Origin of the sequence: Bradyrhizobium sp. BR 1433 (assembly GCF_051547665.1) — a bacterium.
Lineage (GTDB): Bacteria > Pseudomonadota > Alphaproteobacteria > Rhizobiales > Xanthobacteraceae > Bradyrhizobium > Bradyrhizobium australafricanum.
The window spans coordinates 843,826-869,369 of record NZ_JBPUGG010000001.1 but is presented as its reverse complement, the minus strand read 5'-3'; the positions used below and the strand labels follow the sequence as shown (position 1 = coordinate 869,369).

General features: G+C 64.3%; 21 protein-coding genes and 5 pseudogenes. 22 read left to right on the top strand and 4 right to left on the bottom strand.

Annotation, left to right across the window (positions count from 1 at the left end; all coding sequences use genetic code 11):
- Positions 1 to 6 precede the first annotated feature (6 nt).
- Positions 7 to 904 (bottom strand): annotated as a pseudogene (locus ACSKB9_RS04305) (NAD(P)/FAD-dependent oxidoreductase).
- A 93-nt stretch (positions 905 to 997) separates the two neighbouring features.
- Here ACSKB9_RS04305 and ACSKB9_RS04300 point away from each other — a divergent pair.
- The 12 genes and pseudogenes from ACSKB9_RS04300 to fabZ all read left to right on the top strand — a co-directional run bounded on the left by ACSKB9_RS04300 (position 998) and on the right by fabZ (position 13,776).
- Positions 998 to 1,679 (top strand): annotated as a pseudogene (locus ACSKB9_RS04300) (TetR/AcrR family transcriptional regulator).
- A 297-nt stretch (positions 1,680 to 1,976) separates the two neighbouring features.
- Positions 1,977 to 2,968 (top strand): annotated as a pseudogene (locus tag ACSKB9_RS04295) (30S ribosomal protein S2).
- Between the two features lie 127 nt (positions 2,969 to 3,095).
- Positions 3,096 to 4,019, top strand: coding sequence for a translation elongation factor Ts (gene tsf, locus ACSKB9_RS04290; RefSeq protein WP_057016494.1), 924 nt, complete (start codon positions 3,096 to 3,098; stop codon positions 4,017 to 4,019).
- Positions 4,020 to 4,090: 71 nt separating this feature from the next.
- On the top strand, positions 4,091 to 4,807 hold the full coding sequence (gene pyrH / locus ACSKB9_RS04285; protein WP_028334006.1) for a UMP kinase: 717 nt from the start codon (positions 4,091 to 4,093) through the stop codon (positions 4,805 to 4,807).
- Between the two features lie 74 nt (positions 4,808 to 4,881).
- Complete coding sequence (gene frr / locus ACSKB9_RS04280) at positions 4,882 to 5,445, top strand: ribosome recycling factor (protein ID WP_028334007.1); 564 nt, start codon at positions 4,882 to 4,884, stop codon at positions 5,443 to 5,445.
- Between the two features lie 21 nt (positions 5,446 to 5,466).
- Positions 5,467 to 6,225: an isoprenyl transferase gene (locus tag ACSKB9_RS04275; protein ID WP_438071782.1), complete on the top strand. Its 759-nt coding sequence runs from the start codon at positions 5,467 to 5,469 to the stop codon at positions 6,223 to 6,225.
- Positions 6,222 to 7,070: a phosphatidate cytidylyltransferase gene (locus ACSKB9_RS04270; RefSeq protein ID WP_438071781.1), complete on the top strand. Its 849-nt coding sequence runs from the start codon at positions 6,222 to 6,224 to the stop codon at positions 7,068 to 7,070. Before ACSKB9_RS04275 ends, ACSKB9_RS04270 begins: the two co-directional genes overlap by 4 nt.
- A 4-nt stretch (positions 7,071 to 7,074) precedes the next feature.
- A complete protein-coding gene (dxr, locus tag ACSKB9_RS04265; RefSeq protein WP_438071780.1) occupies positions 7,075 to 8,301 on the top strand; it encodes a 1-deoxy-D-xylulose-5-phosphate reductoisomerase in 1,227 nt (408 codons plus the stop codon).
- Positions 8,302 to 8,345: 44 nt separating this feature from the next.
- On the top strand, positions 8,346 to 9,497 hold the full coding sequence (rseP, locus tag ACSKB9_RS04260; RefSeq protein WP_438071779.1) for an RIP metalloprotease RseP: 1,152 nt from the start codon (positions 8,346 to 8,348) through the stop codon (positions 9,495 to 9,497).
- A gap of 174 nt (positions 9,498 to 9,671) precedes the next feature.
- A complete protein-coding gene (gene bamA / locus ACSKB9_RS04255) occupies positions 9,672 to 12,311 on the top strand; it encodes an outer membrane protein assembly factor BamA (protein WP_438071778.1) in 2,640 nt (879 codons plus the stop codon).
- Positions 12,257 to 13,318, top strand: a complete 1,062-nt coding sequence (lpxD, locus tag ACSKB9_RS04250) for a UDP-3-O-(3-hydroxymyristoyl)glucosamine N-acyltransferase (protein WP_438071777.1) — start codon at positions 12,257 to 12,259, stop codon at positions 13,316 to 13,318. The genes bamA and lpxD overlap by 55 nt, the downstream gene beginning before the upstream one ends.
- Positions 13,318 to 13,776 (top strand): 3-hydroxyacyl-ACP dehydratase FabZ, encoded by a 459-nt coding sequence (fabZ, locus tag ACSKB9_RS04245; RefSeq protein ID WP_076857667.1) that lies wholly within the window; start codon positions 13,318 to 13,320, stop codon positions 13,774 to 13,776. The genes lpxD and fabZ overlap by 1 nt, the downstream gene beginning before the upstream one ends.
- Before the next feature lie 12 nt (positions 13,777 to 13,788).
- Here fabZ and ACSKB9_RS04240 read toward each other — a convergent pair whose 3' ends face one another.
- On the bottom strand, positions 13,789 to 14,112 hold the full coding sequence (locus ACSKB9_RS04240) for a KTSC domain-containing protein (protein ID WP_438071776.1): 324 nt from the start codon (positions 14,110 to 14,112) through the stop codon (positions 13,789 to 13,791).
- Positions 14,113 to 14,259: 147 nt separating this feature from the next.
- Here ACSKB9_RS04240 and lpxA point away from each other — a divergent pair, with 147 nt between their 5' ends.
- The 6 genes and pseudogenes from lpxA to ACSKB9_RS04210 all read left to right on the top strand — a co-directional run bounded on the left by lpxA (position 14,260) and on the right by ACSKB9_RS04210 (position 18,326).
- A complete protein-coding gene (gene lpxA, locus ACSKB9_RS04235) occupies positions 14,260 to 15,054 on the top strand; it encodes an acyl-ACP--UDP-N-acetylglucosamine O-acyltransferase (RefSeq protein ID WP_438071775.1) in 795 nt (264 codons plus the stop codon).
- 19 nt (positions 15,055 to 15,073) lie between these two features.
- Positions 15,074 to 15,931: an LpxI family protein gene (locus ACSKB9_RS04230; RefSeq protein WP_438071774.1), complete on the top strand. Its 858-nt coding sequence runs from the start codon at positions 15,074 to 15,076 to the stop codon at positions 15,929 to 15,931.
- Entirely contained in the window at positions 15,931 to 17,109 is a 1,179-nt protein-coding gene (gene lpxB, locus ACSKB9_RS04225) for a lipid-A-disaccharide synthase (RefSeq protein ID WP_438071773.1), read from the top strand. The genes ACSKB9_RS04230 and lpxB overlap by 1 nt, the downstream gene beginning before the upstream one ends.
- Before the next feature lie 119 nt (positions 17,110 to 17,228).
- A pseudogene (locus ACSKB9_RS04220) lies at positions 17,229 to 17,465 on the top strand (SRPBCC domain-containing protein); the annotation flags it as partial.
- 25 nt (positions 17,466 to 17,490) lie between these two features.
- Positions 17,491 to 17,889 (top strand): hypothetical protein, encoded by a 399-nt coding sequence (locus ACSKB9_RS04215; protein WP_438080630.1) that lies wholly within the window; start codon positions 17,491 to 17,493, stop codon positions 17,887 to 17,889.
- Positions 17,890 to 17,957: 68 nt separating this feature from the next.
- Positions 17,958 to 18,326, top strand: a complete 369-nt coding sequence (locus ACSKB9_RS04210; protein WP_246786912.1) for an ArsR/SmtB family transcription factor — start codon at positions 17,958 to 17,960, stop codon at positions 18,324 to 18,326.
- Positions 18,327 to 18,360: 34 nt separating this feature from the next.
- On the opposite strand, the gene gltA is transcribed toward ACSKB9_RS04210, so the two are convergent.
- Both gltA and gltX read right to left on the bottom strand, forming a co-directional pair.
- Positions 18,361 to 19,662 (bottom strand): citrate synthase, encoded by a 1,302-nt coding sequence (gltA, locus tag ACSKB9_RS04205; RefSeq protein WP_092077397.1) that lies wholly within the window; start codon positions 19,660 to 19,662, stop codon positions 18,361 to 18,363.
- A gap of 160 nt (positions 19,663 to 19,822) precedes the next feature.
- Entirely contained in the window at positions 19,823 to 21,244 is a 1,422-nt protein-coding gene (gene gltX / locus ACSKB9_RS04200) for a glutamate--tRNA ligase (protein WP_438071772.1), read from the bottom strand.
- A gap of 177 nt (positions 21,245 to 21,421) precedes the next feature.
- Between gltX and ACSKB9_RS04195 the strand changes: the two are divergent.
- From ACSKB9_RS04195 to ACSKB9_RS04180, 4 genes and pseudogenes are all read left to right on the top strand, one after another.
- A pseudogene (locus tag ACSKB9_RS04195) lies at positions 21,422 to 23,102 on the top strand (glutamine--tRNA ligase/YqeY domain fusion protein).
- 44 nt (positions 23,103 to 23,146) lie between these two features.
- Positions 23,147 to 23,533: a YybH family protein gene (locus ACSKB9_RS04190; protein ID WP_438071771.1), complete on the top strand. Its 387-nt coding sequence runs from the start codon at positions 23,147 to 23,149 to the stop codon at positions 23,531 to 23,533.
- A gap of 286 nt (positions 23,534 to 23,819) precedes the next feature.
- Entirely contained in the window at positions 23,820 to 24,182 is a 363-nt protein-coding gene (locus ACSKB9_RS04185) for an SPW repeat domain-containing protein (RefSeq protein WP_028339673.1), read from the top strand.
- A 383-nt stretch (positions 24,183 to 24,565) separates the two neighbouring features.
- A protein-coding gene (locus tag ACSKB9_RS04180) for an IS630 family transposase (protein ID WP_438071698.1) occupies positions 24,566 to 25,527 on the top strand; the annotation gives its coding sequence in 2 pieces (ribosomal slippage) (positions 24,566 to 24,905 and positions 24,905 to 25,527; 963 coding nt in all).
- The last annotated feature ends 17 nt before the right edge of the window (positions 25,528 to 25,544 follow it).

The following is a 25,544-nucleotide window of genomic DNA, read 5'->3' as shown; positions in this document are numbered from 1 at the left end:
GTGCTCTCAAACCGCCATCGACTGCTGGGCGAAGATTCCCGCCATCGCGCCGTGCGATGATGCCAGGGTGACCGATGGCGGCGTGATGGGGTTGGCGAGGTCGCCGGCAGCGTAGATACCGGGCATGCTGGTTTCGCGGCGCTCGTCGACTTTGAGGATGATGCCGAGGGGCGTAGCCACCGTAGCAAGGCCCAGCGATTCATGCAGGCTTGCGGACGGCTTGTTGCGCGGATGTGCGAACAGGATGTCGACCGCGACATTCGGGCCCGTATTCGAGCTTGACGGTGGCGTTATGGCCCCCGTGATGGGCGATCTCGATGATCCGGCCATCGACGACAGGTGTCTTGCGGCGCGCCAGATCGGCCCGGATATCGGGCGGAATGTCGTGACCATTGGCGAAGAGCGTCAACCTGTCGGTCCAATCGTGGAACAACCTGACCTGATTGTGCGACTGCGGGCCGGACCAGACGAGGCCCCAATGCTGGCCGGCGACTTCAAAGCCGTCGCAATACGGACAGGGCACGATGGAGGTGCCCCAGCCTTCGGCAAAGCCCGGAATATCAGGCATCTGGTCGGCGACGCCATGGCTCAGGATCAGGCGACGCGCCCCAGAGCTTTCGCCATCGGAAGTGAGGACGTTGAAATCGTCGATGGCGCCGGAGATACCTTCGGCCCGGGCACTGACCAGCTTGATCGTGGGATAACGCGCCAACTGCTGTCGCGCCTCGGCCAGGATATCCAGCGGCGGCTTGTGATCGTGGCCGAGCAGGCCATGCGAGTGGCCGGCGAAGCGGTTGCGCGGCAGACCGGTATCGAGAACGGTGACCTTGCGGCGGGCACGGCCGAGCTGCAGGGCGCCGGCGAGACCGGCAAAGCTGCCGCCGATGATGATGACGTCATCCATGGTGATGGGCTCTTGCGCATTGGCTTGCACATTTCAGATACTGTGTGGTATCGTAATGCAACAATTAGGATACTGTCAAGTACTGGAATTATCGTGACCGACAACAGCCAGGGCCGGCGCGGCCGGCCCGCCAACGAGGCGCTTGGCCAAACGATCGTCGACGTCGCGCGCGAACTCTTTGTGGAATTGGGTTTTCAAGCGACGACATTGGACAAGGTCGCCCAGCGAGCGAAGATATCCAAGCTCAGCATCTACAGGCACTTCGAGAACAAGGAGGCGCTGTTCGGCGCGGCCATGGCGGCCGGCTGCCATCAGTTGTTTGCACCACAGGCCCTTCTTGAAGGCGTCGACGGTTCGGTCGAAGATCAGCTCATGGCGGTGGGATCATCACTGCTTCGCACGCTGTTAGATCGAGCGTCCGCAGTCTCGAAGCCATGGTCACGGCCGACAAGACGAGTCTAAACTCGTTAAGCAAGCTCCATTTCGAAGCCGGCCCCGCCCATGCTCATCGCCGAAATCGAGGCCCTGTTGCGTCAGTTGCATGCTAAGGCGGCTCTGAACGTGCCCGATCCTCTTCGGTCGGCCCGCTTGTTTGCTGCGCTTTTCAAAGGATCCGATCTCCTGATGATCGCACGCTTCGATCAGGCGAGAGCAGAGGACGACAACGAAATCGAATCCTGATTGCCGGTCGGCCGTTGCCATGTTCATCGCGGCGCACGGCGGCAACGACGTGGGCGGATATTTGCCTGCCTCAAGGTCAAAAGACAAAATTTGAATCGTGCGTGACCGCGCCGGTCGCCGCCCAGCTCCTTTGCATGGGGTTGTTTTTCGATATTTTGGTCCGCGCGCTCCTGCGATAGCCCCTAGGCCGCCAAACAGGGCCGTTTCGGCACGATTTGGGCCCGACCGGCCGGTGTAACCGGCCGTATTTCCTTGCTTCTCGCGCAAATCGCGCTATATAGCGCGCCATCTCACACGGAAACATGGCTCTCAAGGCCGTCCGGTGGCAACCGGGCCATTCAGGCGCGTTTGCTCACACGTTTCCGGAGGAACCAACCGGAGAATTATCGCTATGTCGCTACCCGATTTTTCTATGCGTCAGTTGCTTGAAGCTGGCGTTCACTTTGGCCACCAGGCCCACCGCTGAATCCGAAGATGCAGGATTACATCTTCGGCGCCCGCAACAACATCCACATCATCGACCTCGCGCAGACCGTGCCGATGCTGCACCGTGCCCTGCAGGCGGTCAGCGATACCGTCGCCAAGGGCGGCCGCATCCTGTTCGTCGGCACCAAGCGCTCGGCCCAGGACGGCGTTGCCGACGCTGCCAAGCGTTCGGCGCAGTACTTCGTCAACTCGCGCTGGCTCGGCGGCACGCTGACCAACTGGAAGACGATCTCGGCCTCGATCAAGCGCCTGCGTCATCTCGACGACGTGCTGTCGTCGGGCGAAGCCAACTCCTACACCAAGAAGGAGCGGCTGACGCTGCAGCGCGAGCGCGACAAGCTCGACCGTTCGCTCGGCGGCATCAAGGACATGGGCGGTCTTCCCGACATGATCTTCGTGATCGACACCAACAAGGAAGACATCGCGATCCAGGAAGCCCAGCGGCTCAACATCCCGGTCGCGGCGATCGTCGACACCAATTCGGACCCGAAGGGCATCACCTATGTGGTGCCGGGCAATGACGACGCCGGCCGCGCGATCTCGCTGTATTGCGATCTCGTGGCGCGCGCCGCCATCGACGGCATCTCGCGCGCTCAGGGCGATTCCGGAATCGACATCGGCGCGTCGGCGACGCCCGTGCAGGAAGACCTTCCGGCGGCTGCGCCGTCCGGCTTCCAGGGCCTCGCCGGCCCGCGCGGCACCGCCGACAACCTCAAGAAGCTCACCGGCGTGTCCGGTGCGATCGAGAAGAAGCTCAACGACCTCGGCATCTTCCACTACTGGCAGCTCGCCGAGCTCGACCACGACACCGCGCACAAGATCGGCGAAGAAGTCGGTCTGCCGAGCCGTGCCGACGCCTGGGTCGCCCAGGCCAAGACGCTCGCCGAAGCGGAATAAAGGCTACGCGGCGTGGCCGGGTCTCGCCCGGCCGCCGCTTCTATTCCACGAACAACGATCTCCCTGTCGCAGATAGCGGCGCCATCGGGCGCCGCGGTTTCTGTACAGGCAAGAAGGACATTGAACGATGGCAACGATCACAGCAGCGATGGTCAAGGAGCTCCGCGAGTCGACTGGCGCGGGCATGATGGATTGCAAGGCGGCGCTGACCGAGAACAACGGCGACATGCAGGAAGCGCAGGATTGGCTGCGCAAGAAGGGCCTCTCCAAGGCCGCCAAGAAGGCCGGCCGCGTCGCGGCCGAGGGCCTGATCGGCGCGCTGACTTCCGGCACCAAGGGCGTGCTGGTCGAGGTCAACTCGGAGACCGACTTCGTTGCGCGCAATGAGCAGTTCCAGGGCCTGGTCAAGATGATCGCCCAGGTCGCGCTGCACAACGGCGCTGACGTCGAGAAGATCAAGGCGGCCAAGGTCGGCGACGTCACCGTCGAGACCGCGATCTCCGACGCGATCGCGACCATCGGCGAGAACATGACGCTGCGCCGCGCCGCCTCGCTCGAGGTGAGCAAGGGCGTGGTGTCGAGCTATGTCCACAACGCGGTCGTCGAGGGCGCCGGCAAGATCGGCGTGATCGTTGCGCTGGAGTCCGCCGGCAAGACCGACGAGCTCGCGGTGCTCGGCCGCCAGCTCGCCATGCACGTCGCGGCGGCGAAGCCGCTGGCGCTCGACCCGGCCGGGCTCGATCCGGAGACCGTCAAGCGCGAGAAGGACGTGCTGGCCGACAAGTACCGCCAGCAGGGCAAGCCGGAGAACGTCATCGAGAAGATCGTCGATTCCGGCCTGAAGACCTACTACAAGGAGGTCTGCCTGCTCGATCAGGCCTTCATCCACGACAGCGGCAAGTCGGTTGCCCAGGCGGTGAAGGAAGCTGAGGGTAAGGTCGGCGGGCCGATCAAAATCGCTGGCTTTGTGAACTATGCTCTCGGTGAGGGAATCGAGAAGCAGGAAAGTGACTTCGCCGCCGAAGTCGCGGCCGCCAGCGGCAAGAAGTAACCGCTGACACCAGGGCGTCCGGCGTTCTGCGCCGGAGGCCTGCCTGCGCGGGATAAGAAAGCGATCGCATCATGGCTGAGCCGATCTATCGTCGCGTGGTGATCAAGCTGTCCGGCGAATATCTGGCCGGCTCTCACGGGTTCGGTATCGATCAACCGACGGTCGATCGCATCGCCGACGACCTGATCGCGGCCCGCAAGCTCGGTATCGAGGTCGCCGTCGTGATCGGCGGCGGCAACATCGTCCGTGGCGTCGAGGTGTCCTCGCGCGGCGTCTCCCGGCCGACCGGCGACACCATGGGCATGCTTGCCACCATGATGAACTGCCTCGCGCTGGAGGCGGCGATCGAGCGCAAGGGAACCCCGGCGCGGACCTTGTCGGCATTCGTGATGCCGGAGATTTCCGAGCTGTTCACCCGTAGTGCAACGCACAAATATCTCGCCGAGGGACGCATCGTCCTGCTCGGCGGTGGAACCGGCAACCCGTTCTTCACGACCGACACCACCGCCGTGCTCCGCGCGGCCGAAATCGGTGCGCAGGCGGTGCTGAAGGCCACCAATGTCGACGGCGTCTACAGCGCCGATCCGAAGAAGGACCCCAAAGCCAAGCGCTTCGACCGCCTAACCCATTCGCAGGCGATCGAGGGCGGCTACAAGGTCATGGACGCGACCGCTTTCGCACTTGCCCGCGAGACGTCGCTGCCTATCATCGTGTTCTCTATCGCGGAGCCCGGTTCGATCGGTGCGATTCTGCGCGGTACCGGACACGGCACCGTCGTCGCCGGCTGATTGCCGCGCCTCCGGGTCCAGATTTTGGACCCGAGGGCGTCGACAGCCGGTTTCTAGTGAAAGGGAGAAACGTCATGGCCGCAGCTGGTTTTGACATCAACGACGTGAAGCGCCGCATGCAGGGCGCCACGCAATCGCTCAAGCACGAGCTCGGCGGCCTGCGCACCGGCCGTGCCGCGGCCTCTATGTTGGAGCCGGTCCAGGTCGAGGCTTACGGCTCGCATATGCCGCTCAACCAGGTTGCCACCATCAGCGTGCCCGAGCCGCGCCTGCTCTCGGTGCAGGTCTGGGACAAGACGATGGTCAAGGCCGTGGAGAAGGCAATCGTCGACTCCAACCTCGGCCTGTCGCCGGCGACCGAAGGACAGGTGCTGCGCTTGCGGATTCCCGAACTCAACGAGGAGCGCCGCAAGGAGCTCGTCAAGGTCGCGCACAAATATGCGGAAGCGGCCAAGGTCGCGGTACGCCACGTGCGCCGCGACGGCCTCGACGTGATCAAGAAGCTCGAGAAGAATCACGAGATCTCCGAGGACGATCAGGAGCGCCTGTCGAACGAGGTCCAGAAGGCGACCGACGGCGTGATCGCCGAAGTCGATCAGCTGCTTGCCGCCAAGGAAAAGGAAATCCTGACGGTCTGAAGGCGCTACGGGAACGAGCCGATGTCGAACGCCGCCGCCCCAGCAACTGACGGACCGGATCGCTCCGGCAGTCCGTTGCATGTGGCCATCATCATGGACGGCAACGGGCGCTGGGCCGCTTCGCGCGGCCTGCCGCGCGTCGAAGGCCATCGCCGCGGCGTCGAAGCGCTGCGCCGTGTGGTGCGTGCGGCCCATGAACTCGGCATCGTCTATCTCACCATTTTTTCTTTTAGCTCGGAAAACTGGTCGCGGCCCGCGAGCGAGATCGGCGATCTGTTCGGCCTTTTGCGCCGCTTCATCCGCAACGATCTGGCGACGCTGCATCGTGACGGGGTGCGGGTGCGCGTGATCGGTGAGCGTGACGGGCTTGACGCTGACATCTGCGCGCTGCTCAACGAGGCAGAGGAGCTGACGAAGAACAACGTCAAGCTCAACCTTGTGGTCGCCTTCAACTATGGTTCGCGGGCGGAGATCGCCGCCGCGGCGCGGCGCCTCGCGCGCGAGGTTGCCGAAGGCAGGCGCGATGCCAACTCCATCGATGCCGACGCGCTCGGGCAATATCTCGATGCGCCCGACATTCCGGATCCGGATCTGATTATCCGCACCAGCGGCGAGCAGCGTCTGTCCAACTTCCTGATGTGGCAGGCCGCCTATAGCGAACTCGTGTTCGTGCCGATTCACTGGCCGGATTTCGACAAGGCGGCGCTCGAAGGCGCGATTGCGGAATACGGCAAGCGCGAGCGCCGGTTCGGCGGGCTCGCTGCGAAAACCGGATCGTGACCGAGGACGAAGCCGCGCCGGCGGCCGCAAGCGAGCAGGGTTCGCGCAATCTCGCGATGCGCGTGATTGCGGCGCTGGTGCTGGCGCCGGTTGCGATCGCGCTGGCCTATGTGGGCGGCGTCGCCTGGTCGCTCCTGGTGACGCTCGCGGCGGCCGGATTGTTCGCGGAATGGCTTGGTGTCACCGGACTCGGACGCGAACTCCGTGTCATGGTGCCCGGCGTGGTCGCGTTGCTGCTCGCCGGACTGTGCCTGATGGCCGGCCGTATCGATGCGGCCCTGATCGTACTCGCCGCCGGTGCGGTTGTTGTGGCGCTGACGTCCGGCGCGCGGCGCAACTGGGCCATTGCGGGATTGCTCTATGCGGCAGGGGCCGAGATCGCATCGGTCCTGCTGCGCCTCGACACGGCGAAGGGCTTTGCCGCGCTGATGTTCGTGTTGCTGATCGTGTGGGTCACCGATATCGGCGGCTATTTCGCGGGCCGCAGCATCGGCGGGCCGAAGCTCTGGGTGCGGGTCAGCCCGAAGAAGACATGGGCGGGCGCGGTTGGCGGCTTCGTGGCGAGCCTGCTGGTTGCTGCCGGCTTTGCCGCCCTTGAGATCGGCTCGACCGGTCCGCTCTTGATGCTCGGCGCCGTGTTGTCGGTGGTCTCGCAACTTGGCGATCTCTTCGAATCCGCGGTGAAGCGGCGGTTCGGCGTGAAGGATTCGAGTCACATCATTCCCGGTCACGGCGGCCTCCTGGACCGCCTGGACGGATTTGTCGCGGCCGTCATTGTGGCGGCGATTTTCGGCTTTCTCCGTGGTGGCGCCGATGGCGTCGGGCGCGGTCTTATGGTTTGGTGATGAGATGAGCGCAGTTCCGTTGCGTAACAACAAGGCCGCGGCGGCATCCGCCCTGCGGACCGTAACCGTCCTCGGTGCTACCGGCTCGATCGGCGACAGCACCATGGATCTGCTGCGCGGCGCGCGCGACCGCTACCGGGTCGAGGCGCTGACCGCGAACAGCAATGTCGAGGGTCTCGCCAAGCTGGCCAAGGAATTCGGCGCGCGGTTCGCAGCCATTGCCGATCCGGCGAAGCTTTCGGAGCTGAAGGACGCGCTGACCGGAACCCGGACCGAATGCGGGGCCGGCGAGAGCGCGATCATCGAAGCGGCCGCGCGGCCGGCCGATTGGGTGATGGCGGCGGTCAGCGGCGCGGCCGGGCTGAAGCCTGCGCTTGCCGCGGTCGATCGTGGTGCCACCGTCGCGCTGGCCAACAAGGAATGCTTGGTCTGTGCCGGCGATATCTTCATGGAGCGGGCCAGGAAGGCCGGCGCCTGTATCCTGCCGGCGGACTCCGAGCACAATGCGCTGTTCCAGGCGCTGGCTTCCGGCAATCGCGAGGAACTGACGCGGGTGATCATCACCGCGTCCGGCGGCCCGTTCCGTACCTGGGTGCCCGCCGACATCGAGCAGGCGACGCTGGAACAGGCGCTGAAACATCCCAATTGGAGCATGGGGCAGAAGATCACGATCGATTCCGCGTCGATGATGAACAAGGGTCTCGAGGTGATCGAGGCGTCCTATCTGTTCGCTCTGACGCCCGACGAAATCGACGTGCTGGTGCACCCGCAGTCGATCATCCACGGCATGGTCGAGTTCTCCGATCGCTCGGTGGTCGCTCAGCTCGGCACGCCCGATATGCGGATCCCGATCGCGCATTGCCTCGGCTGGCCCGACCGCGTCGTCGGCCCGTCCGCCAAGCTCGACCTCGCCAAGATCGGACAGCTCACCTTCGAGGCGCCGGATTTTGAGCGCTTCCCGGGGCTGCGGCTGGCCTACGAGGCGCTGAGGATGGGGCACGGCGCGACGACGGTCTACAACGCCTCGAACGAGATCGCGGTCGCCGCGTTTATCGCCGGCAAGATCAAGTTCGGCGCGATCGCCCGGCTGGTCGAGGCGACGATGAACGATTGGATCAAGTCAGGGAATCAGCCACCACTGCACTCGGCGGATGATGCGATTTCCGTTGACCATATCGCGCGAAATAAAGCTGCCGCCCTATTGCCTCAAATTGCCTTAAAGGCAACCTAGAGGGTTGGGGACGGAGCCTTTGGCTCTTGTCGAGGGAAAATCGAATGCCCGAGTATTTTATTCATAGTATCAATGCGTTGAGTCATGGGCTTCTCGGTACCATCGTTCCCTTCCTCTTCGTCCTGACCATCGTCGTCTTCTTCCACGAGCTCGGCCACTTCCTGGTCGCGCGCTGGGCCGGCGTGAAGGTGTTGACGTTCTCGCTGGGCTTCGGTCCGGAGCTCGCCGGCTTCAACGACCGGCATGGCACGCGCTGGAAGATCTCGGCGATTCCGCTCGGCGGTTACGTCAAATTCTTCGGCGACGACAGCGAGGCTTCGACGCCGTCCACCGAGACGCTCGCCGCCATGACGGCGGAAGAGCGTGAAGGCAGCTTCCATCACAAATCGGTCGGAAAGCGCACCGCCATCGTTGCGGCCGGCCCGGTGGCGAACTTCATTCTCGGCGCCCTGATTTTCGCGGGCATGGCGCTCTACTACGGCAAGCCGAGCACGATTGCCCGGGTCGACGGCTTAGTGGCCGAAAGCGTCGCCGCGAACGCCGGCTTCAAGGTCGGCGATGTCGTCGTGGATATCGACGGCAGTGCGATCCAGAGCTTCGCCGACATGCAGCGGATTGTAGCTTCGAATGCTGGTTCAGAGCTTGGATTCAACGTGAAGCGCGATGGTGCGATTGTCGCGCTCAAGGCGACGCCGGCGCTCCGGGAGGTCAAGGACCCCTTCGGCAATGCCCACCGAATCGGCGTGCTCGGAATTGAGCACAAGGCTCAGGTCGGCGAAGCGACCAGCGCCTCGGTCGGCGTGCTGGAGGCCCTGAAGATCGGCGTCGAGCAGGTTTGGTACATCATTTCCAGCACGTTCAAGTTCCTGGGCTCGCTGTTCGTTGGAACCGGCAATCCGGCCGAGGTGAGCGGCGTCATTGGAATCGCGAAGCTGTCGGGGCAGGCCGCGAGCGCCGGGTTCCAGTTCGTGATCAATCTTTGCGCCATCCTGTCGGTCTCGATCGGCCTGCTGAACCTGTTTCCGATCCCGCTTTTGGATGGCGGACACCTGCTTTTCTACAGCGCGGAGGCGCTGCGGGGACGCCCGCTGTCGGAGCGGACTCAGGAGGTGGGTTTCCGAATCGGGCTGGGTCTGGTCCTGATGTTGATGGTGTTTGCGACGTATAACGACATCCTCAGGATCGCCGGGTCCTGAAACGGGCTTTTTGTGGCGTTGCCAATGGGCAACGTCTTGGAACGAAAATGGAAATGTTCAGCTCTAGTAAGTTTGCCCCCTTGGCAAATTTGGTTACAAGCTGAGCGGCAGGTTGGGAATTTGTCGGGTCGTTGGGGAACGATCTGGCATCGTTAAGATAAGGGCGCATTGCGCATGATGTTTGGAATGCGAGTGAGGGGGGGGCTGTTCGCCGCCTTGGTCATGTTCGCCGCGCCGGTGGTTGCCACCTTGGCGACCGTAGCTGTGTCTGTGCCTGCGTCGGCGCAGACCGTCGATTCGATCACGGTGGAGGGGAACCGCCGTGTCGAGCTTGAAACCATCCGCTCCTACTTCCATCCCGGACCGGGCGGTCGGCTGGCCCAGGCCCAGATCGACGACGGTCTGAAGGCGCTGATCGAGACCGGCCTGTTTCAGGACGTCCATATCGACCAGCGGGGCGGGCGCCTCGTCGTGGTCGTGGTCGAGAACCCGGTGATCGGCCGCGTTGCCTTCGAGGGCAACAAGAAGATCAAGGACGAGCAGCTCACCGCTGAAGTTCAGTCCAAGCCGCGCGGCACGTTCTCGCGCCCGATGGTCCAGTCGGACGCCCTGCGCATCGCCGAAATCTACCGTCGGTCCGGCCGCTATGACGTGCGGGTCAATCCGCAGATCATCGAGCAGCCGAACAACCGCGTTGACCTGATCTTCGAGGTCAATGAAGGCGTGAAGACCGGCGTCCGGTCGATCGAGTTCATCGGCAACAGCGCCTATTCGGCGTCCCGTCTGCGCGACGTCATCAAGACCCGCGAATCGAACATCCTGAGCTTCCTCGGCGGCAACGACGTCTACGATCCCGACCGGGTCGAGGCCGATCGCGACCTGCTGCGTCGCTTCTATCTCAAGAACGGCTATGCCGACGTCCAGGTCGTGGCCGCGCTGACCGAATACGATCCCGAGAAGAAGGGCTTCCTGGTTACCTTCAAGATCGAGGAAGGCCAGCAGTACCGCGTCGCGTCGGTCAACTATACGTCGTCGATCGCAACGCTCGACCCGAACGCGCTGCGCACCTACTCGCGCGTCAATGTCGGCTCGCTCTACAACGCCGAGGCGCTGGAGAAGTCGGTCGAGGAGATGCAGATCGAGGCATCGCGCCGCGGCTACGCCTTCGCGGTGGTCCGGCCGCGCGGTGATCGCAACTTCGACAATCACACGGTGTCGATCACCTTCGCGATCGACGAAGGTCCGCGCACCTATATCGAGCGCATCAACATCCGCGGCAACAGCCGTACCCGCGACTACGTGATCCGCCGCGAGTTCGATATCTCGGAAGGCGACGCCTACAACCGTGCGCTGGTCGACCGTGCCGAGCGCCGGCTGAAGAACCTCGACTTCTTCAAGACGGTGAAGATCACCACCGAGCCGGGCTCCTCCAGCGATCGCGTCATCCTGATCGTCGATCTTGAGGAGAAGTCGACCGGCGACTTCTCGGTGTCGGGCGGTTACTCGACCACCGACGGCGCGCTGGCCGAAGTCAGCGTCTCCGAGCGCAACCTGCTCGGCCGCGGCCTGTTCGCGAAGGCGTCGGTGACCTACGGCCAGTATGCCCGCGGCTACTCGCTGTCGTTCGTCGAACCCTATCTGCTCGATTACCGCGTCGCGCTCGGCCTCGACCTCTATCAGCGCCAGCAGCTGTCCAACAGCTACATCGCGTACGGCACCAAGACGCTCGGCTTCAGCCCGCGGCTCGGCTTCAGCCTGCGGGAAGATCTCTCGCTGCAGCTGCGCTATTCGATCTATCAGCAGGAAATCACCCTGCCGTCGACGCTGAACAACTGTAACAACGTGCCAACCATAACCTTGGCGGATGGTACTGTTGTTCCCAATCCCGCGTTCAATCCGAGCCCGGCCTATGCGAACCTGAACGGGATCAGCCTGGTGTCGACCAATGGTCTCGGCTGCTTCTTTGACGGCGAAGCCTCGCTGCCGGTCCGCAAGGAGCTGGCGGGCGGCAAGACCCTCACGTCGGCGCTGGGTTACACGCTCAACTACAACACGCTCGACAACAACAAGAACCCGACCGACGGTCTGATCGTCGACTTCAAGCAGGACTTCGCCGGTGTTGGCGGTGACGTCAGCTACATCAAGACCGCGATCGACGCGAAATACTACACCCCGCTGGTCTCCGACATCGTCGGCGTGATCCACGCCCAGGGCGGCATCCTGAACAAGCTCGGGACCTCGGATCTGCGCATGCTCGATCACTTCCAGATGGGCCCGAACCTGGTCCGCGGCTTTGCGCCGAACGGTATCGGTCCGCGTGACATCAACCCGTACGGCACCATGGACGCCATCGGCGGCACCAAGTACTGGGGCGTGTCGGCGGAACTGCAGATGCCGTTCTGGTTCCTGCCGAAGGAAGTCGGGCTCAAGGGCGCGGTCTATGCCGACGCCGGCGGCCTGTACGACTACCAGGGCCCGACCTCGTGGGCGGCGACCGGCGAAGTCAACGTGCCTGGCTGCATCAGGCCGACGAACAATCCGCCGTCTCCGGGTACGTGCCTTGGCCTGAGCTACGACGACAGCAAGGTTGTCCGTACCTCGGTCGGCGTCGGCCTGATCTGGCAGTCACCGTTCGGCCCGCTGCGCTTCGACTACGCGGTGCCGCTGACCAAGGGTGCGTTTGACCGCACGCAAGAATTCCGGTTTGGCGGCGGTACGACGTTCGAAGACCGATTGCCAACCGGACTGCGACGGATGGAATGGCGCAGCCGATCTTCTACAAGAGTCCTCCTTCGTCATCGCTGGCTGAAATAGCCGCGCTGACGAAGGCGCAACTGGTCGACCCCGAAAGGGGCGCGCTTCAGATCAGGGGGCTGGCCTCGCTCGACGAGGCCGGTCCGATGCATCTCGCCTTTTTCGACAATCTGAAATACGCCGACCAGCTTGCCGCGACCAAGGCCGGGGCGTGTCTGGTCAGCCCGCGCTTCGAGGCACAGGTGCCGAAGGGCACGGCCGTGCTGCGGGCGGCGAAGCCGTTCCAGGTGTTCGTCGAACTCGCCCGCGAATGGCATGCCGATGCCCTGCGGCCGCAATCCTGGTTCGACACTGAGGGCGTCGCGCCGTCGGCGATCATCGATCCCACCGCGCGCCTCGAGGACGGCGTCATCGTCGACCCGCTGGTCGTGATCGGCCCGCGGGTCGAGATCGGCTCGGGCACCATCATCGGCGCCGGCGCGGTGATCGGGGCCGACGTCAAGATCGGCCGCGACTGCAATGTCGGCGCCAAGACCACCATTCAGTTCGCGCTGATCGGCAACAACGTCCTGATCCATCCCGGCTGCAATATCGGCCAGGACGGCTATGGCTTCATCTTCTTCGGGCCGGCCGGCCATGTGAAGGTGCCGCAGACCGGCCGCGTGGTGATCCAGAACAATGTCGAGGTCGGCGCCGCCTCGACCATCGACCGCGGTTCCCTGCGCGACACCGTGATCGGCGAGGGCACCAAAATCGACAATCAGGTCCAGATCGGCCACAATGTGACGATCGGCCGGCACTGCCTGCTGGCAGCCCAGATCGGGCTCGCCGGCAGCCTGACCATCGGCGACAATGTCGCGCTCGGCGCCAAGGTGGGCATCAACAACCACCTCAAGATCGGCGACGGCGCCCAGGTGACGGCGATGAGCGCGGTCAAGGACGACATCCCGGCCAACGGTCGGTGGGGCGGGCATTTCGCCAAGCCGACCAAGCAGTGGTTCAGGGAAATTATCGCAGTGGAGCGTCTGGTGCGCGACAACGAAGCCAAAGGTGAGGGGCAGGAGTGATGGAGGAGGCACCGGTCAAATTCGAGCTGGTGGATATCAACGATATCCTGAAGACGCTTCCGCATCGCTTTCCGATGTTGCTGATCGACCGGGTGATCAATATCCGCACCGACTACAGCGGCATCGGCATCAAGAACGTCACCTTCAACGAGCCGCCGTTCCAAGGTCACTTCCCGGACCGCCCGGTCTACCCCGGCGTGATGATGATCGAGGCGATGGCCCAGACCGCCGGCGTCATCGGCATCAAGTCGGTCGAGGGCACCGAGAAGCCGCGCGCGGTGTATTTCCTCACCATCGACAAGTGCAAGTTCAGGAAGCCGGTGATGCCCGGCGACACCATCGAGTATCACATGCGCTCGCTCGGCCGGCGCAAGACGATGTGGTGGTTTCACGGTGATGCCAAGGTCAACGGTCAGGTCGTCGCCGAAGCCGATGTCGGTGCGATGCTGACGGATTAGGCCGCGCCGGTCTCACGACGTGGTGCAGGTGTAGCGGCCATCCGCGCCCGCGATCCGCAGGACGCGATTGAGGAACACACCCATCGACGGCGCGTTCATCAGCGCGTCGTAGGTTTCGGCAGGGACGCCGCAATAATGCTGGTAGCTGCCTCTGACCGCAACCAGCAGCGCGCGTTGATCCGTGCTGTAGCAGACCCGCTGGACGATCGTGCTGCGGTTGATGTCGCGGCATTCGAAGCTCGACAGATCGACCGTCGTGCTGTTGCCGAGATCGACCGTCTCCGGGCCGATTGGCGCAGAGAGCAGGCTGAGGATCAGCGCGGCGGCCCGGACCATGGATCGGTTGCGACCTTCTCTTGCAACAGGCCGTCATCATACGTCACTGGACAGGGCGGGCAAAGTCGCGCTAACGACCGCCCCAATCGACAGCCTGGCGGCTCGATAGCACCTTGGCGCCATTAACGAATTCCGGACCGAAACTTCATGAGCATGATCGACCCGACTGCGCGGATTGCCGATGGCGCTGTGATCGGGGCCGGCACCGAGATCGGTCCGTACTGCATCATCGGCCCCAATGTCGTGCTCGGCGAGAACTGCAAGCTGATCGCGCATGTCACGATCAGCGGGCATACCAGGATCGGCGCCGGCTGCATCATCTCGCCGTTCGCAGCGCTCGGCGGGCCGCCGCAGGATCTCAGCTATCGCGGCGAGCCGACCCGCCTCGACGTCGGCGAAGCCTGCACCATCCGCGAGGGCGTGACGATGAATGTCGGCACGGTCAAGGGCGGTGGGCTCACCCGCGTCGGCGATCGCGGCTTCTTCATGAACAACAGCCATGTCGGCCATGACTGCATGGTCGGCAATGGCGTGATCTTCGCGACGTCGGCGACGCTCGGCGGCCACTGCGAGATCGGCGACTTCGTCTATATCGGCGGGCTGTCGGCTGTGCACCAGTTCACCCGCGTCGGCTCGCAGGTGATGATCGGCGGCGTCTGCGGCGTGCGCGGCGACATCATCCCGTTCGGCCTCGCCAACGGTCAGTACGCGGTTCTCGAAGGACTCAACATCATCGGCATGCGGCGCCGTCAGTTCACCAAGGCGCGGCTGGCGACGGTGCGCGCGTTCTATCAAAAGCTGTTCCACGGCCCCGGCATCTTCGCCGAGCGGCTGGCTTCGGTGCAGCCGCTGGCGGGCGATGATCCCGCGATTGCGGAAATTCTGGCCTTCATCGAGGGCGGCAAGCTGCGCCCGCTCTGCCTTCCCGCCGATACCAACTGAGCAGGGGATGGCCGCCAGCATGACGTCAGCGGCTCCCTCGCTTTCCTCGCCGGTCGGCGTCATCGCCGGCGGCGGCGCCATGCCGTTCGCGGTCGCCAACTCCCTGGTTGCGCGCGGCATCACGCCAGTGCTGTTCGCGCTGCGCGGCGCCTGCGATCCGGCGCGCGCGCAGCGGTTTCGTCACCGCTGGATCTCGGTCGGCCAGCTCGGGCGGGCGACCCGGCTGTTCCGCGACGAAGGCTGCCGCGATCTGATCTTCATCGGCACCCTGGTGCGGCCCGCGCTGTCGGAGATCCGGCTCGACTGGGGCACGCTGCGCCTGCTCGGCCACGTCGTGCGCGCATTTCGCGGCGGCGACGATCATTTGCTGTCGAGCGTTGGCCGCATCCTCGAGCAGCAGGGCTTCCGCATGGTCGGGATCAAGGATGTCGCGCCCGATCTGTTGATGCCGGAGGGCGCCGTGACGCGCGCCGCGCCCGACAGCACGGCGCTCGCCGACATCGCGCGCGGACGCGGCGTGCTCGACGCGCTCGGCCCGTTCGACATCGGTCAGGCGGCCGTGGTGATCGACGGTCATGTGGTAGCGGTCGAGGATATCGAGGGCACCGACGGGCTGCTCGCACGCGTCGCGCGACTGCGCGCCGAGGGTCGCATTCGCGCCAAGGCCGGCCGCGGCGTGCTGGTGAAGGCTCCGAAGAGCCGGCAGGATCTGCGCTTCGATCTGCCGACCATCGGCCCGCGGACGGTCGAGGGCGCGGCAGCAGCCGGTATCGCCGGCATCGCCGTGATCGCCGGCAATACGCTGGCCGCCGAGCCGCAGGCCCTGGTCGAGGCCGCCGACGCCAAGGGGCTGTTTGTCATCGGACTGGCGGGCTGATGCAGGAGCGCAACCCCAGCACCGCTCGCAAGATCTTTCTCATCGCGACCGAGGAATCCGGCGACCGCCTCGGCGCGGCACTGATGCAGGTGCTGCGCCAGCGGCTCGGCGATGCCGTGCAGTTTTCCGGCGTCGGCGGCCGGGCGATGACTGCTCAGGGTATCGCCCCGCTGTTTCCGATCGAAGAGCTCTCGATCATGGGCTTTGCCGCCGTCGTGAAGCAATTGCCGAAAATCCTGCGATTGATCCGGCGCACCGCCAATGCCGCGCTCGCCGACGCGCCTGACATGCTCGTCATCATCGACAGCCCCGATTTCACCCACCGCGTCGCCCGTCGCGTCCGCGCCCGCAATCCGAACATTCCGATCGTCGACTACGTGTCGCCGTCGGTCTGGGCCTGGCGGCCGGGCAGGGCGCGCGCGATGCGGGGCTATGTCGACCACGTGCTCGCGCTGCTGCCGTTCGAGCCGGAGGAATATCGCAAGCTGCAGGGACCGCCGTGCAGCTATGTCGGCCACCCCCTGACCGAGCAGCTCGCCACGCTGCGCCCGAACGAGGACGAGCAGAAGCGGCGCGATGCGCAGCCTCCGGTACTGCTGGTATTGCCCGGAAGCCGGCGCAGCGAGATCAGGCATCATCTGGCGCTGTTCGGCGCGGCGCTCGGCCAGCTCAGCAAACAAACGCCGTTCGAGCTCGTGCTCCCCACCATGCCGCATCTCGAGGCGATGGTGCGCGAAGGCGTCGCGTCGTGGCCGGTGGTGCCGCGGCTCGCGATCGGCGAGACCGAGAAGCGCGCCGCGTTCCGTGTCGCCCGCGCTGCGCTCGCGAAGTCGGGCACGGTGACGCTGGAGCTCGCGCTGTCAGGGATTCCCATGGTGACGGCCTATCGCGTCGGCGCCGCCGAGGCGTTCATCCTGCGCCGCGCGATCCGGGTGTCATCGGTGATCCTCGCCAATCTTGTGATCGGCAGCGATATCATTCCCGAGTTCCTGCAGGAGGACTGCACGCCGGACAAGCTCGCGGCGGCGCTGGGCGACGTGCTTGCGGATTCGCCCGATCGTCTGCGGCAGCTCGTGGGGTTCGCGACGATGGACGGGAAGATGTCGACCGGCGACCAGCCGCCGAGCGTCCGCGCCGCCGACATCGTGCTGGCTGAAATGGGCCGCCGTTCGGCCTAGCCAATCGATCGTGTCCTCGTTCAGTTCAGTGGCGACATCCCGCCGCAACGATCTCGCTTGCGCTGAATATTTAGACCGTCCTAATATTAGCAATAGCTAATATTAGGACGGAGCATGCCATGAAGATCGACCCGGTCGCCTATCTCGGAGCCGTCATTCGCGAAGTCGCGTTCCGGGAACGCGACGGCAAGCCGGCGCGGGCGGTGATCGCGACCCGCAGCTACGACACCGACATCGCGGATCTCTGGGATGTGCTGACCAACCCCGAACGCATTCCGCGCTGGTTCCTGCCGATCTCGGGCGACCTGAAGCTTGGCGGCCGCTATCAGTTCCAGGGCCACGCGGGCGGCGAGATCACGACGTGTGAGCCGCCGCGCCGGCTTGCCGTCACGTGGGAATCTGATGGGCACGGTCAGCTGGGTTACCGTGACGCTGGCCGAGAACGGCCCGGACGCCACGCGCCTGGAATTGGAACACCTCTCGGTGATCGAGGGCGACTTCTGGGACCGCTACGGGGCCGGTGCGGTCGGCGTCGGCTGGGATCTCGCGCTGCTCGGGCTCGCGCTCTATCTGGCCATGCCGCCCGGCGAGGAATTCGACCGCGCCGCCGCGTCCGCGTGGCCAGCCACCGAGGACGGCAAGGAATTCATCCGCCGCGCCAGCGAGGACTGGTGCAGGGCCTCGATTGCGGCCGGGACCGAGGAGGCTGCGGCGCGCAGATCGGCCGCAAACACCACGGCGGCCTATTGCGGCGAGCCGGAGCCGGGGAGCGGAGGCTAGAGCATGATCCGTAAAAGTGTGAAGCGGTTTTCCGAAAGGATCATGCTCAAACAAAGAGCTAAAGCGGGATGACGATGCAGTCTCATCGCGCTTTAGCGACCTTGCACGCCTTCGACATCCTCGGCGATCCCGTCCGCCGGCGCATCCTGGAACTGCTTGCGACCGGCGAGCACAGTTCGGGCGACGTCGTTGCGGTCGTGCAGCGCGAGTTCGGCATCACCCAGTCGGCGGTGTCGCAGCAGCTGCGGATCTTGCGGGACGCCGGTTTCGCGTCGGTGCGTGCCGAGGGCACGCGCCGCATCTATGCGGTCGAGCCGGCGCGGCTGCGCGAGGTCGACGACTGGCTCGACCGGTTCAGGGCGTTCTGGCTGCCGCGCCTTGACGCGATCGCGACCGAAGTCGCGCGGGGCAAACGAAAACGGCGCCATCAGGAATGATGGCGCCGTCCCGGATTCTCTTCAGCGATGCAGCTTACTTGCGCTTGTCGATCTGCACATAGTCGCGGCGTGCGACGCCGGTGTAGAGCTGGCGCGGACGGCCGATCTTCTGCTGCGGGTCCTCGATCATCTCGCTCCACTGGCTGATCCAGCCGACGGTGCGGGCGACCGCGAACAACACGGTGAACATCGAGACCGGGAAGCCCATCGCCTTCAGCGTGATGCCCGAATAGAAGTCGACGTTCGGGTAGAGCTTGCGATCGATGAAGTAGGGATCGCTGAGCGCGATCTTCTCGAGCTCCATCGCGACCTTTAGCATCGGATCGTCGCCGTGGCCGGTCTCCTTCAGCACCGCGTGACACATCTTCTGCATGATCTTGGCGCGCGGATCGTAGTTCTTGTAGACGCGGTGGCCGAAGCCCATCAGGCGAACTTCGCTGTTCTTGTCCTTCACCTTGGCGATGAAGTCCGGAATGTTTTCGACCTTGCCGATGTCGTAGAGCATGTTGAGCGCGGCCTCGTTGGCGCCGCCATGCGCCGGGCCCCACAGGCAGGCGATGCCGGCCGCGATGCAGGCGAACGGGTTGGCGCCCGAGGAGCCGGCGATGCGCACCGTCGAGGTCGAGGCGTTCTGCTCGTGGTCGGCGTGCAGGATGAAGATCTTGTCGAGCGCGTCGGCGAGCACCGGGTTGATCTTGTAGTCCTCGCAGGGCACCGCGAAGCACATGTTGAGGAAGTTCTCGGCAAACGAGAGCGAGTTCTTCGGATAGATGAAGGGCTGACCGACGGTGTACTTGTAGGCCATCGCCGCCAGCGTCGGCACCTTCGCGATCATGCGCATCGAGGCGATCATGCGCTGACGCGGATCGTTGATGTCGGTGGAGTCGTGATAGAACGCGGCCAGTGCGCCGACCGCGGCGACCATGATCGCCATCGGATGAGCGTCGCGGCGGAAGCCCTGGAAGAACCGCGCCATCTGCTCATGCACCATCGTGTGATGGATCACGCGATGGTCGAAGTCCTTCTTCTGCGCCGGGGTCGGAAGATCCCCGTACAGCAGCAGGTAGCAGGTCTCGAGGAAGTCGCCGTGCTCGGCGAGCTGCTCGATCGGATAGCCGCGGTATTCGAGCACGCCGGCGTCGCCGTCGATGTAGGTGATCTTCGACTGGCAGCTGCCGGTCGAGGTGAAGCCGGGGTCGTAGGTGAACACCCCGGCCTGGCCGTAGAGCTTGGCGATGTCGATGACATCAGGCCCAACCGTGCCGCTCAGGATCGGGAAATCGTAGTTCTTGTTGCCGATGGTGAGTGTGGCTGTCTTGCTGGATTTTGCGTCCATCGTGATATCCCCGATGAATTCGTTGCGAAAACCGACCTTGCCCAGTCGCTAAATTGCGGCCCATGGCGGGGCGGAACGGCTTGTGGAGAAAGCGTCCGGGATTGGGTAGCTCATTGCCATGTGCGCTGCAAGATGGACCCTGGAGGGGGTCCATGCAGGATCACGCCGCCTGATCGGCGAGACGGGCAAGGCACTCCTGGCGTCCCAGCACGGCCAGCACGTCGAATATGCCCGGCGACGTTGTACGTCCCGTCAGCGCCACCCGCAGCGGCTGGGCGACGGCGCCGAGTTTCAGGTTGTTCTGCTCGGCGAAATTCCGCATCGCGGTCTCGGTGGCTTCCGCCGTCCAGTCGTTGACGGCTTCCAGCGCGGTGCGCAGGCGGCCGATCAACGCGCGCGTTTCCGGCGTCAGCAGCGCCACAGCTTTCGGATCGAGCGTGAGCGGACGATCGGCGAAGATGAAATAGGCGCCCGCGATCAGCTCGATCAGCGTCTTGGCGCGCTCCTTCAGGCTCGGCATCGCCCGCAGCAATTGCGCGCGGGTGGTGTCGTTGAGCTTGGCCTTCAGCGCGGCACCCTCGGGAACATAATCCAGCACGCTCTCGAACTGGGTCACGAGGGATTGATCGTCGCTTTGCCGGATATAGTGACCGTTGAGGTTTTCCAGCTTGGCGAAATCGAACCGCGCCGCAGAGCGGCCGATACCCGAGAGGTCGAACGCGTCGATCATTTCCCGGGTCGAGAAGATCTCCTGATCGCCATGGCTCCAGCCGAGCCGGACCAGATAGTTGCGCAAGGCGGCCGGCAGGTAGCCGAGCGCGCGGTAGGCGTCGACGCCGAGCGCGCCATGGCGCTTCGACAGTTTCGAGCCGTCGGGACCGTGGATCAGCGGAATGTGGGACATGCTCGGCAGTTCCCACTCCAGCGCGTCGTAGATCTGCTTCTGACGCGCGGCGTTGATCAGGTGGTCGTCGCCACGGATGATGTGAGTGACGCCCATATCGTGGTCGTCGACCACGACCGCGAGCATGTAGGTCGGGGTGCCGTCGCCGCGCAGCAGGACGAGGTCGTCGAGGTTCTCGTTCTGCCAGACCACGCGGCCCTGCACCTGGTCCTCGATCACGGTCTCGCCGGTCTGCGGCGCCTTGAGGCGGATCGTCGGCTTGATGCCATCGGGCGCGGTGGCCGGATCGCGGTCGCGCCACATGCCGTCATAGAGGCGGGTGCGGCCCTCGGCGCGCGCCTTCTCGCGCATCGCGGTGAGCTCTTCCGGCGAGGCATAGCAGTAATAGGCGCGCCCGGCGGCGAGCAGGCTCTCGGCGACCTCGCGATGGCGGGCGGCGCGGCTGAACTGGTAGATGACCTCGCCGTCCCAATCGAGCTCGAGCCACTTCAGGCCGTCCAGGATGGCGTCGATCGCCTCCTTGGTTGAGCGTTCACGGTCGGTGTCCTCGATCCGGAGCAGCATCTTGCCGCCGAGCTTCCTGGCATAGAGCCAGTTGAACAGCGCGGTGCGGGCACCTCCGATATGGAGGAAGCCGGTCGGAGAGGGGGCGAAGCGGGTAACGACGGGTTTGGTCATGATCGAGCGAGACGTATGCTGAGACGGCGGTGGTGTATATCAGGAACCGGACATAACTAAACCCCCGGCTGACCTTTTGCCCACCAAACCAGGCCTCAAACCAGACTTGAAAGCAGGCTTGGCCGGACGGCACGAATTTGGCAGAAGGTTGAGCTGACTCCTCCAGGGAACCCTTTGATGACGACTGACACGACGGCAGAGGCAGGGCGCGACTTCATCCGCGACATCGTCCAGGCCGATCTCTCCTCCCACAAGCACAACCGGATCGTGACCCGTTTCCCGCCGGAGCCGAACGGCTACCTGCATATCGGTCACGCCAAGTCGATCGCCCTGAATTTCGGTATCGCGCAGGAGTTCGGCGGCCAGTGCAATTTGCGCTTCGACGACACCAATCCGACCAAGGAGGAGCAGGAGTACATCGACTCCATCCAGGCCGACGTCCATTGGCTCGGCTACGACTGGGGAGCCAACCTGTTCTATGCGTCGGACTATTTCGAGCGCCTGTACGATTGGGCCGAGGGTCTGATCAAGGCCGGCTACGCCTATGTCGACGATCAGTCCCAGGAGGAGATCCGCACTTCCCGCGGCACGTTGACCGAACCCGGCAAGAACTCGCCGTTCCGCGACCGTTCGGTCGAGGAGAACCTCGACCTGTTCCGCCGCATGAAGGCCGGGGAGTTCTCGAATGGCGCCCGCGTGCTGCGCGCCAAGATCGACATGGCCGCCGGCAACATCAACCTGCGCGATCCGGTGCTCTACCGCATTCTGCACGCCCATCATCCGCGCACCGGCGACAAGTGGTCGATCTATCCGAGCTACGACTACGCGCACGGCCAGTCCGACGCGATCGAGGGCATCACCCATTCGATTTGCACGCTGGAGTTCGAGGATCACCGTCCGCTCTATGAGTGGCTGCTCGAACAAGCTGCCGGTGCCCTCGAAGCCGCGCCAGTACGAAATGGCACGGCTGAACCTGACCTATACGCTGCTGTCCAAGCGCGTGCTGACCCAGCTCGTCCGCGACGGCCACGTCTCGGGCTGGGACGATCCGCGCATGCCGACCATTGCCGGCTTGAAGCGGCGCGGCGTGCCGCCGGCGGCGGTGCGCGAATTCATCAAGCGCATCGGCGTCGCCAAGGCCAACAGCGTGGTCGATGTCGGGATGCTCGAATTCTGCATCCGAGAGGAGCTGAACCGCACGGCGCTGCGCCGCATGGCGGTGCTGCGGCCGCTCAAGGTGGTGATCGAGAATTATCCGGAAGGGCAGGTCGAGGAGATCGAGGCCATCAACCATCCCGACAATCCGGAAGCCGGCACCCGCAAGATCGCGTTCGGCCGCGAGCTCTATATCGAGCGCGACGACTTCATGGAGAATCCGCCGAAGAAGTTCTACCGCCTCTCGCCCGGCAACGAGGTGCGGCTGCGCTATGCCTACTTCATCAAGTGCACCGGCGTGGTGAAGAACGACGCCGGCGAGATCGTCGAACTCCGCGCGACCTACGATCCCTTGACCAAGGGCGGCAATGCGCCCGACGGCCGCAAGGTCAAGGCGACGATGCACTGGTTGCCGGCGGCGCAGTCGAAGCCTGCGGAGATCCGTATCTACAATCAGCTGTTCGCCAATCCGAGCCCGAACGCGGCCGATTTCGCCGCCGACCTCAATCCGCAGTCGCTCGAAGTGCTGAAGGATGCGCGCGTCGAGCCGGCGATCGCCGAGAGCAATTCGCCCGATCCGGTGCAATTCGAGCGGCAGGGCTATTTTGTGCGCGACGCGGATTCGACGCCGGACCGGCTGGTGTTCAACCGCACCATCGGCCTGCGCGACACCTTCGCCAAGGAAGTCGGCGGCAAGGGCTAGCCGAGAGGAAGCGCGTCCCGAGCGGACAAGCGGACGGGGGATCGATGCCTGATGAATCCGACGAGATCGTCTCCGCCATCATCGCCAGATGGTCGGCGGGTTTCAGCAGGCTCGATGCGAATGCGTTAAGCGCGCTCTATTCGAAGAGCGCGTTCTTCTTCGGCTCGAACCCGACGCTGTATCGCGGCCGCGACGGCGTCAAAGCCTACTTTGACGGTCTGCCGCGCTGGCACGCGCCGCGCGTTCAGTTCAGCGATGTCAGGGCAGAACGGGTCAACGCCGATCTCGTCAACATGGCGGGCATCGCGTCATTCTTCCTCGACGGCGATGCGCCCTCGCTCGCCGTCAAGATCACCTGGGTGATCGCGCGCGAGAACGGCGACTGGAAGATCGTCTGCCACCACGTCTCGTCGCAGACGCCGCTGATCTAGGCTCAGCGCTGGAGCTGACGCAAAAAGTCGAGGGCCGGCGGGCCCTCGTAGTCAGGGAGAGTGCGCGGGGCCGGGCGCCTCGCGGCTGCACCCAACTCGTAGGCTATCCGGATCGCGCTGCATTGCAAAACGGGACCAAGGTCGTAGGCTGCGGAACGCGCTTCCGGGCGCCCGGACGGCAGCAAGGTCGTCGGCTCGCGGATCAGCAGCGGCAACACATCGCAGGTCCGACAGATGCTTTTTTGTCCGCGCCGCACCATGTCTTCGGAAGAAGGAGGTGAGGATCATGCGCATTCAACACTGGCAGGATGCTGCCAGCCTGTTGGTAGGCGCCTGGCTGGTCGCATCGCCGTTTGCACTGGGCTTTTCCGGGGCAGCTCTCTGGATCTCCATCGCGCTCGGATTGGGCGTCGTGCTGTTCGCCCTGGAGGCATTCATCATTCCGTCCTATCTGGAGGAATGGGGCGAGATGCTGATGGGGTTGGCTCTGGTGGTCGCACCCTGGACGTTCAACTACCAGCAGGGATCGGTCACGACGAGCAGCGTGCTCGCCGGGGTCGTGGTGATCGTGCTCGCGTGCTGGGAGCTGGCGATGGATCGTGATTTCGCCACCTGGTGGCACGATCGCTGGCATCACCGAGCTGGCTGAGACGAAGCTGACTGAGACATTGGCCTGACCGCCAACCAAAGGCGGCCGGAGCGGCGACTTGCGTGGCACCGGATCCCCTCCATGCCGCTCCGACGTAACGCGGAGAGACATCACGCCAGAGACGGCGGGTACGGGACGGATTCAGATGCGTCGTCCCGCACTCGCTGGACCGCGGCCATGGCGCGCCAGGGTGAGAGCGTTTTCGAATGGCGTGGATAGCGGCTCGCGTAAGGAAAACGCATCGAGACAAGCTTCTAGAGTCCCGTTCCGATCCCGTCGGAACGGAGCTGTAGAGCGTTGGCCGATCTGACTGAATCGTTGGGGATTCACAAATCAGCGTTTTGGTGATTCAAGCTGGTCGCCGGAGCTGGAGGCCGGCGGGCATGGCGAAACCGCTGTCGATGGATCTTCGCGAACGTGTGCTTGCCTGTATTGAGAGTGGCATTTCAGGCCGGCAGGCTGCCGAGCGATTTGGCGTCAGCGCGGCAAGCGTAAGCCGCTGGCGAACGCGCGAGCGGGAGCAAGGCGATGCCCAGCCGAGGGCTCAGGGCGGCGACCGCAAGTCCCACCGGATTGATACTCATCAGGCGACGATCATGGCTCTGCTCGAGACGGCGCCGGATATCACTATCGAGGAATTGCGTGACGGCTTGAGCAAACAAGGCCTGTCCTTTGGCTATGGCACGATCCGCCGCTTCTTCGAGCGCCACAAGATCACGCGTAAAAAAAGACCGCCCATGCCTCAGAGCAGGATCGCCCGGACGTCTTGAAGCGACGCGAGGCCTGGCGCGAGAGCCAGGGCAAGCTCGACCGGGATCGGCTCGTCTTCATCGACGAGACCTGGGCGTCGACCAACATGGCGCGAACCCATGGCCGCTGCCAGCGCGGAGAACGTCTGCGGGCCAGCGTTCCTCACGGCCACTGGAAAACAACTACCTGCGTAGCCGCTCTAACCACACGCGGCATCATCGCGCCCTGGGTGCTCGATGGCCCCATCAACCGCAACGCCTTTGAGACCTATGTCGAAAAGGTGCTCATTCCTGAGCTGCCAGACCACGCCATCGTCATCATGGACAACCTCTCCAGCCACAAAGGGCCCCGCATACGTGAGATGATCGAGGCGGCCGGCGCTACGCTTCTCTATCTTCCGCCCTACAGTCCCGACCTCAATCCGATCGAGAATGCCTTCGCCAAGCTCAAAGCAAATCTGCGGAAGGCCGCCGAACGCACCGTCGGCGGCCTTTGGGATGCTGTCGGGCGCATCATCGACACCTACACGCCCACGGAATCCACAAACTACTTCATCGCCGCGGGCTACTTGCAACCTGATCGGCTAACGCTCTAGTCGCCCGTCAGCAAGGT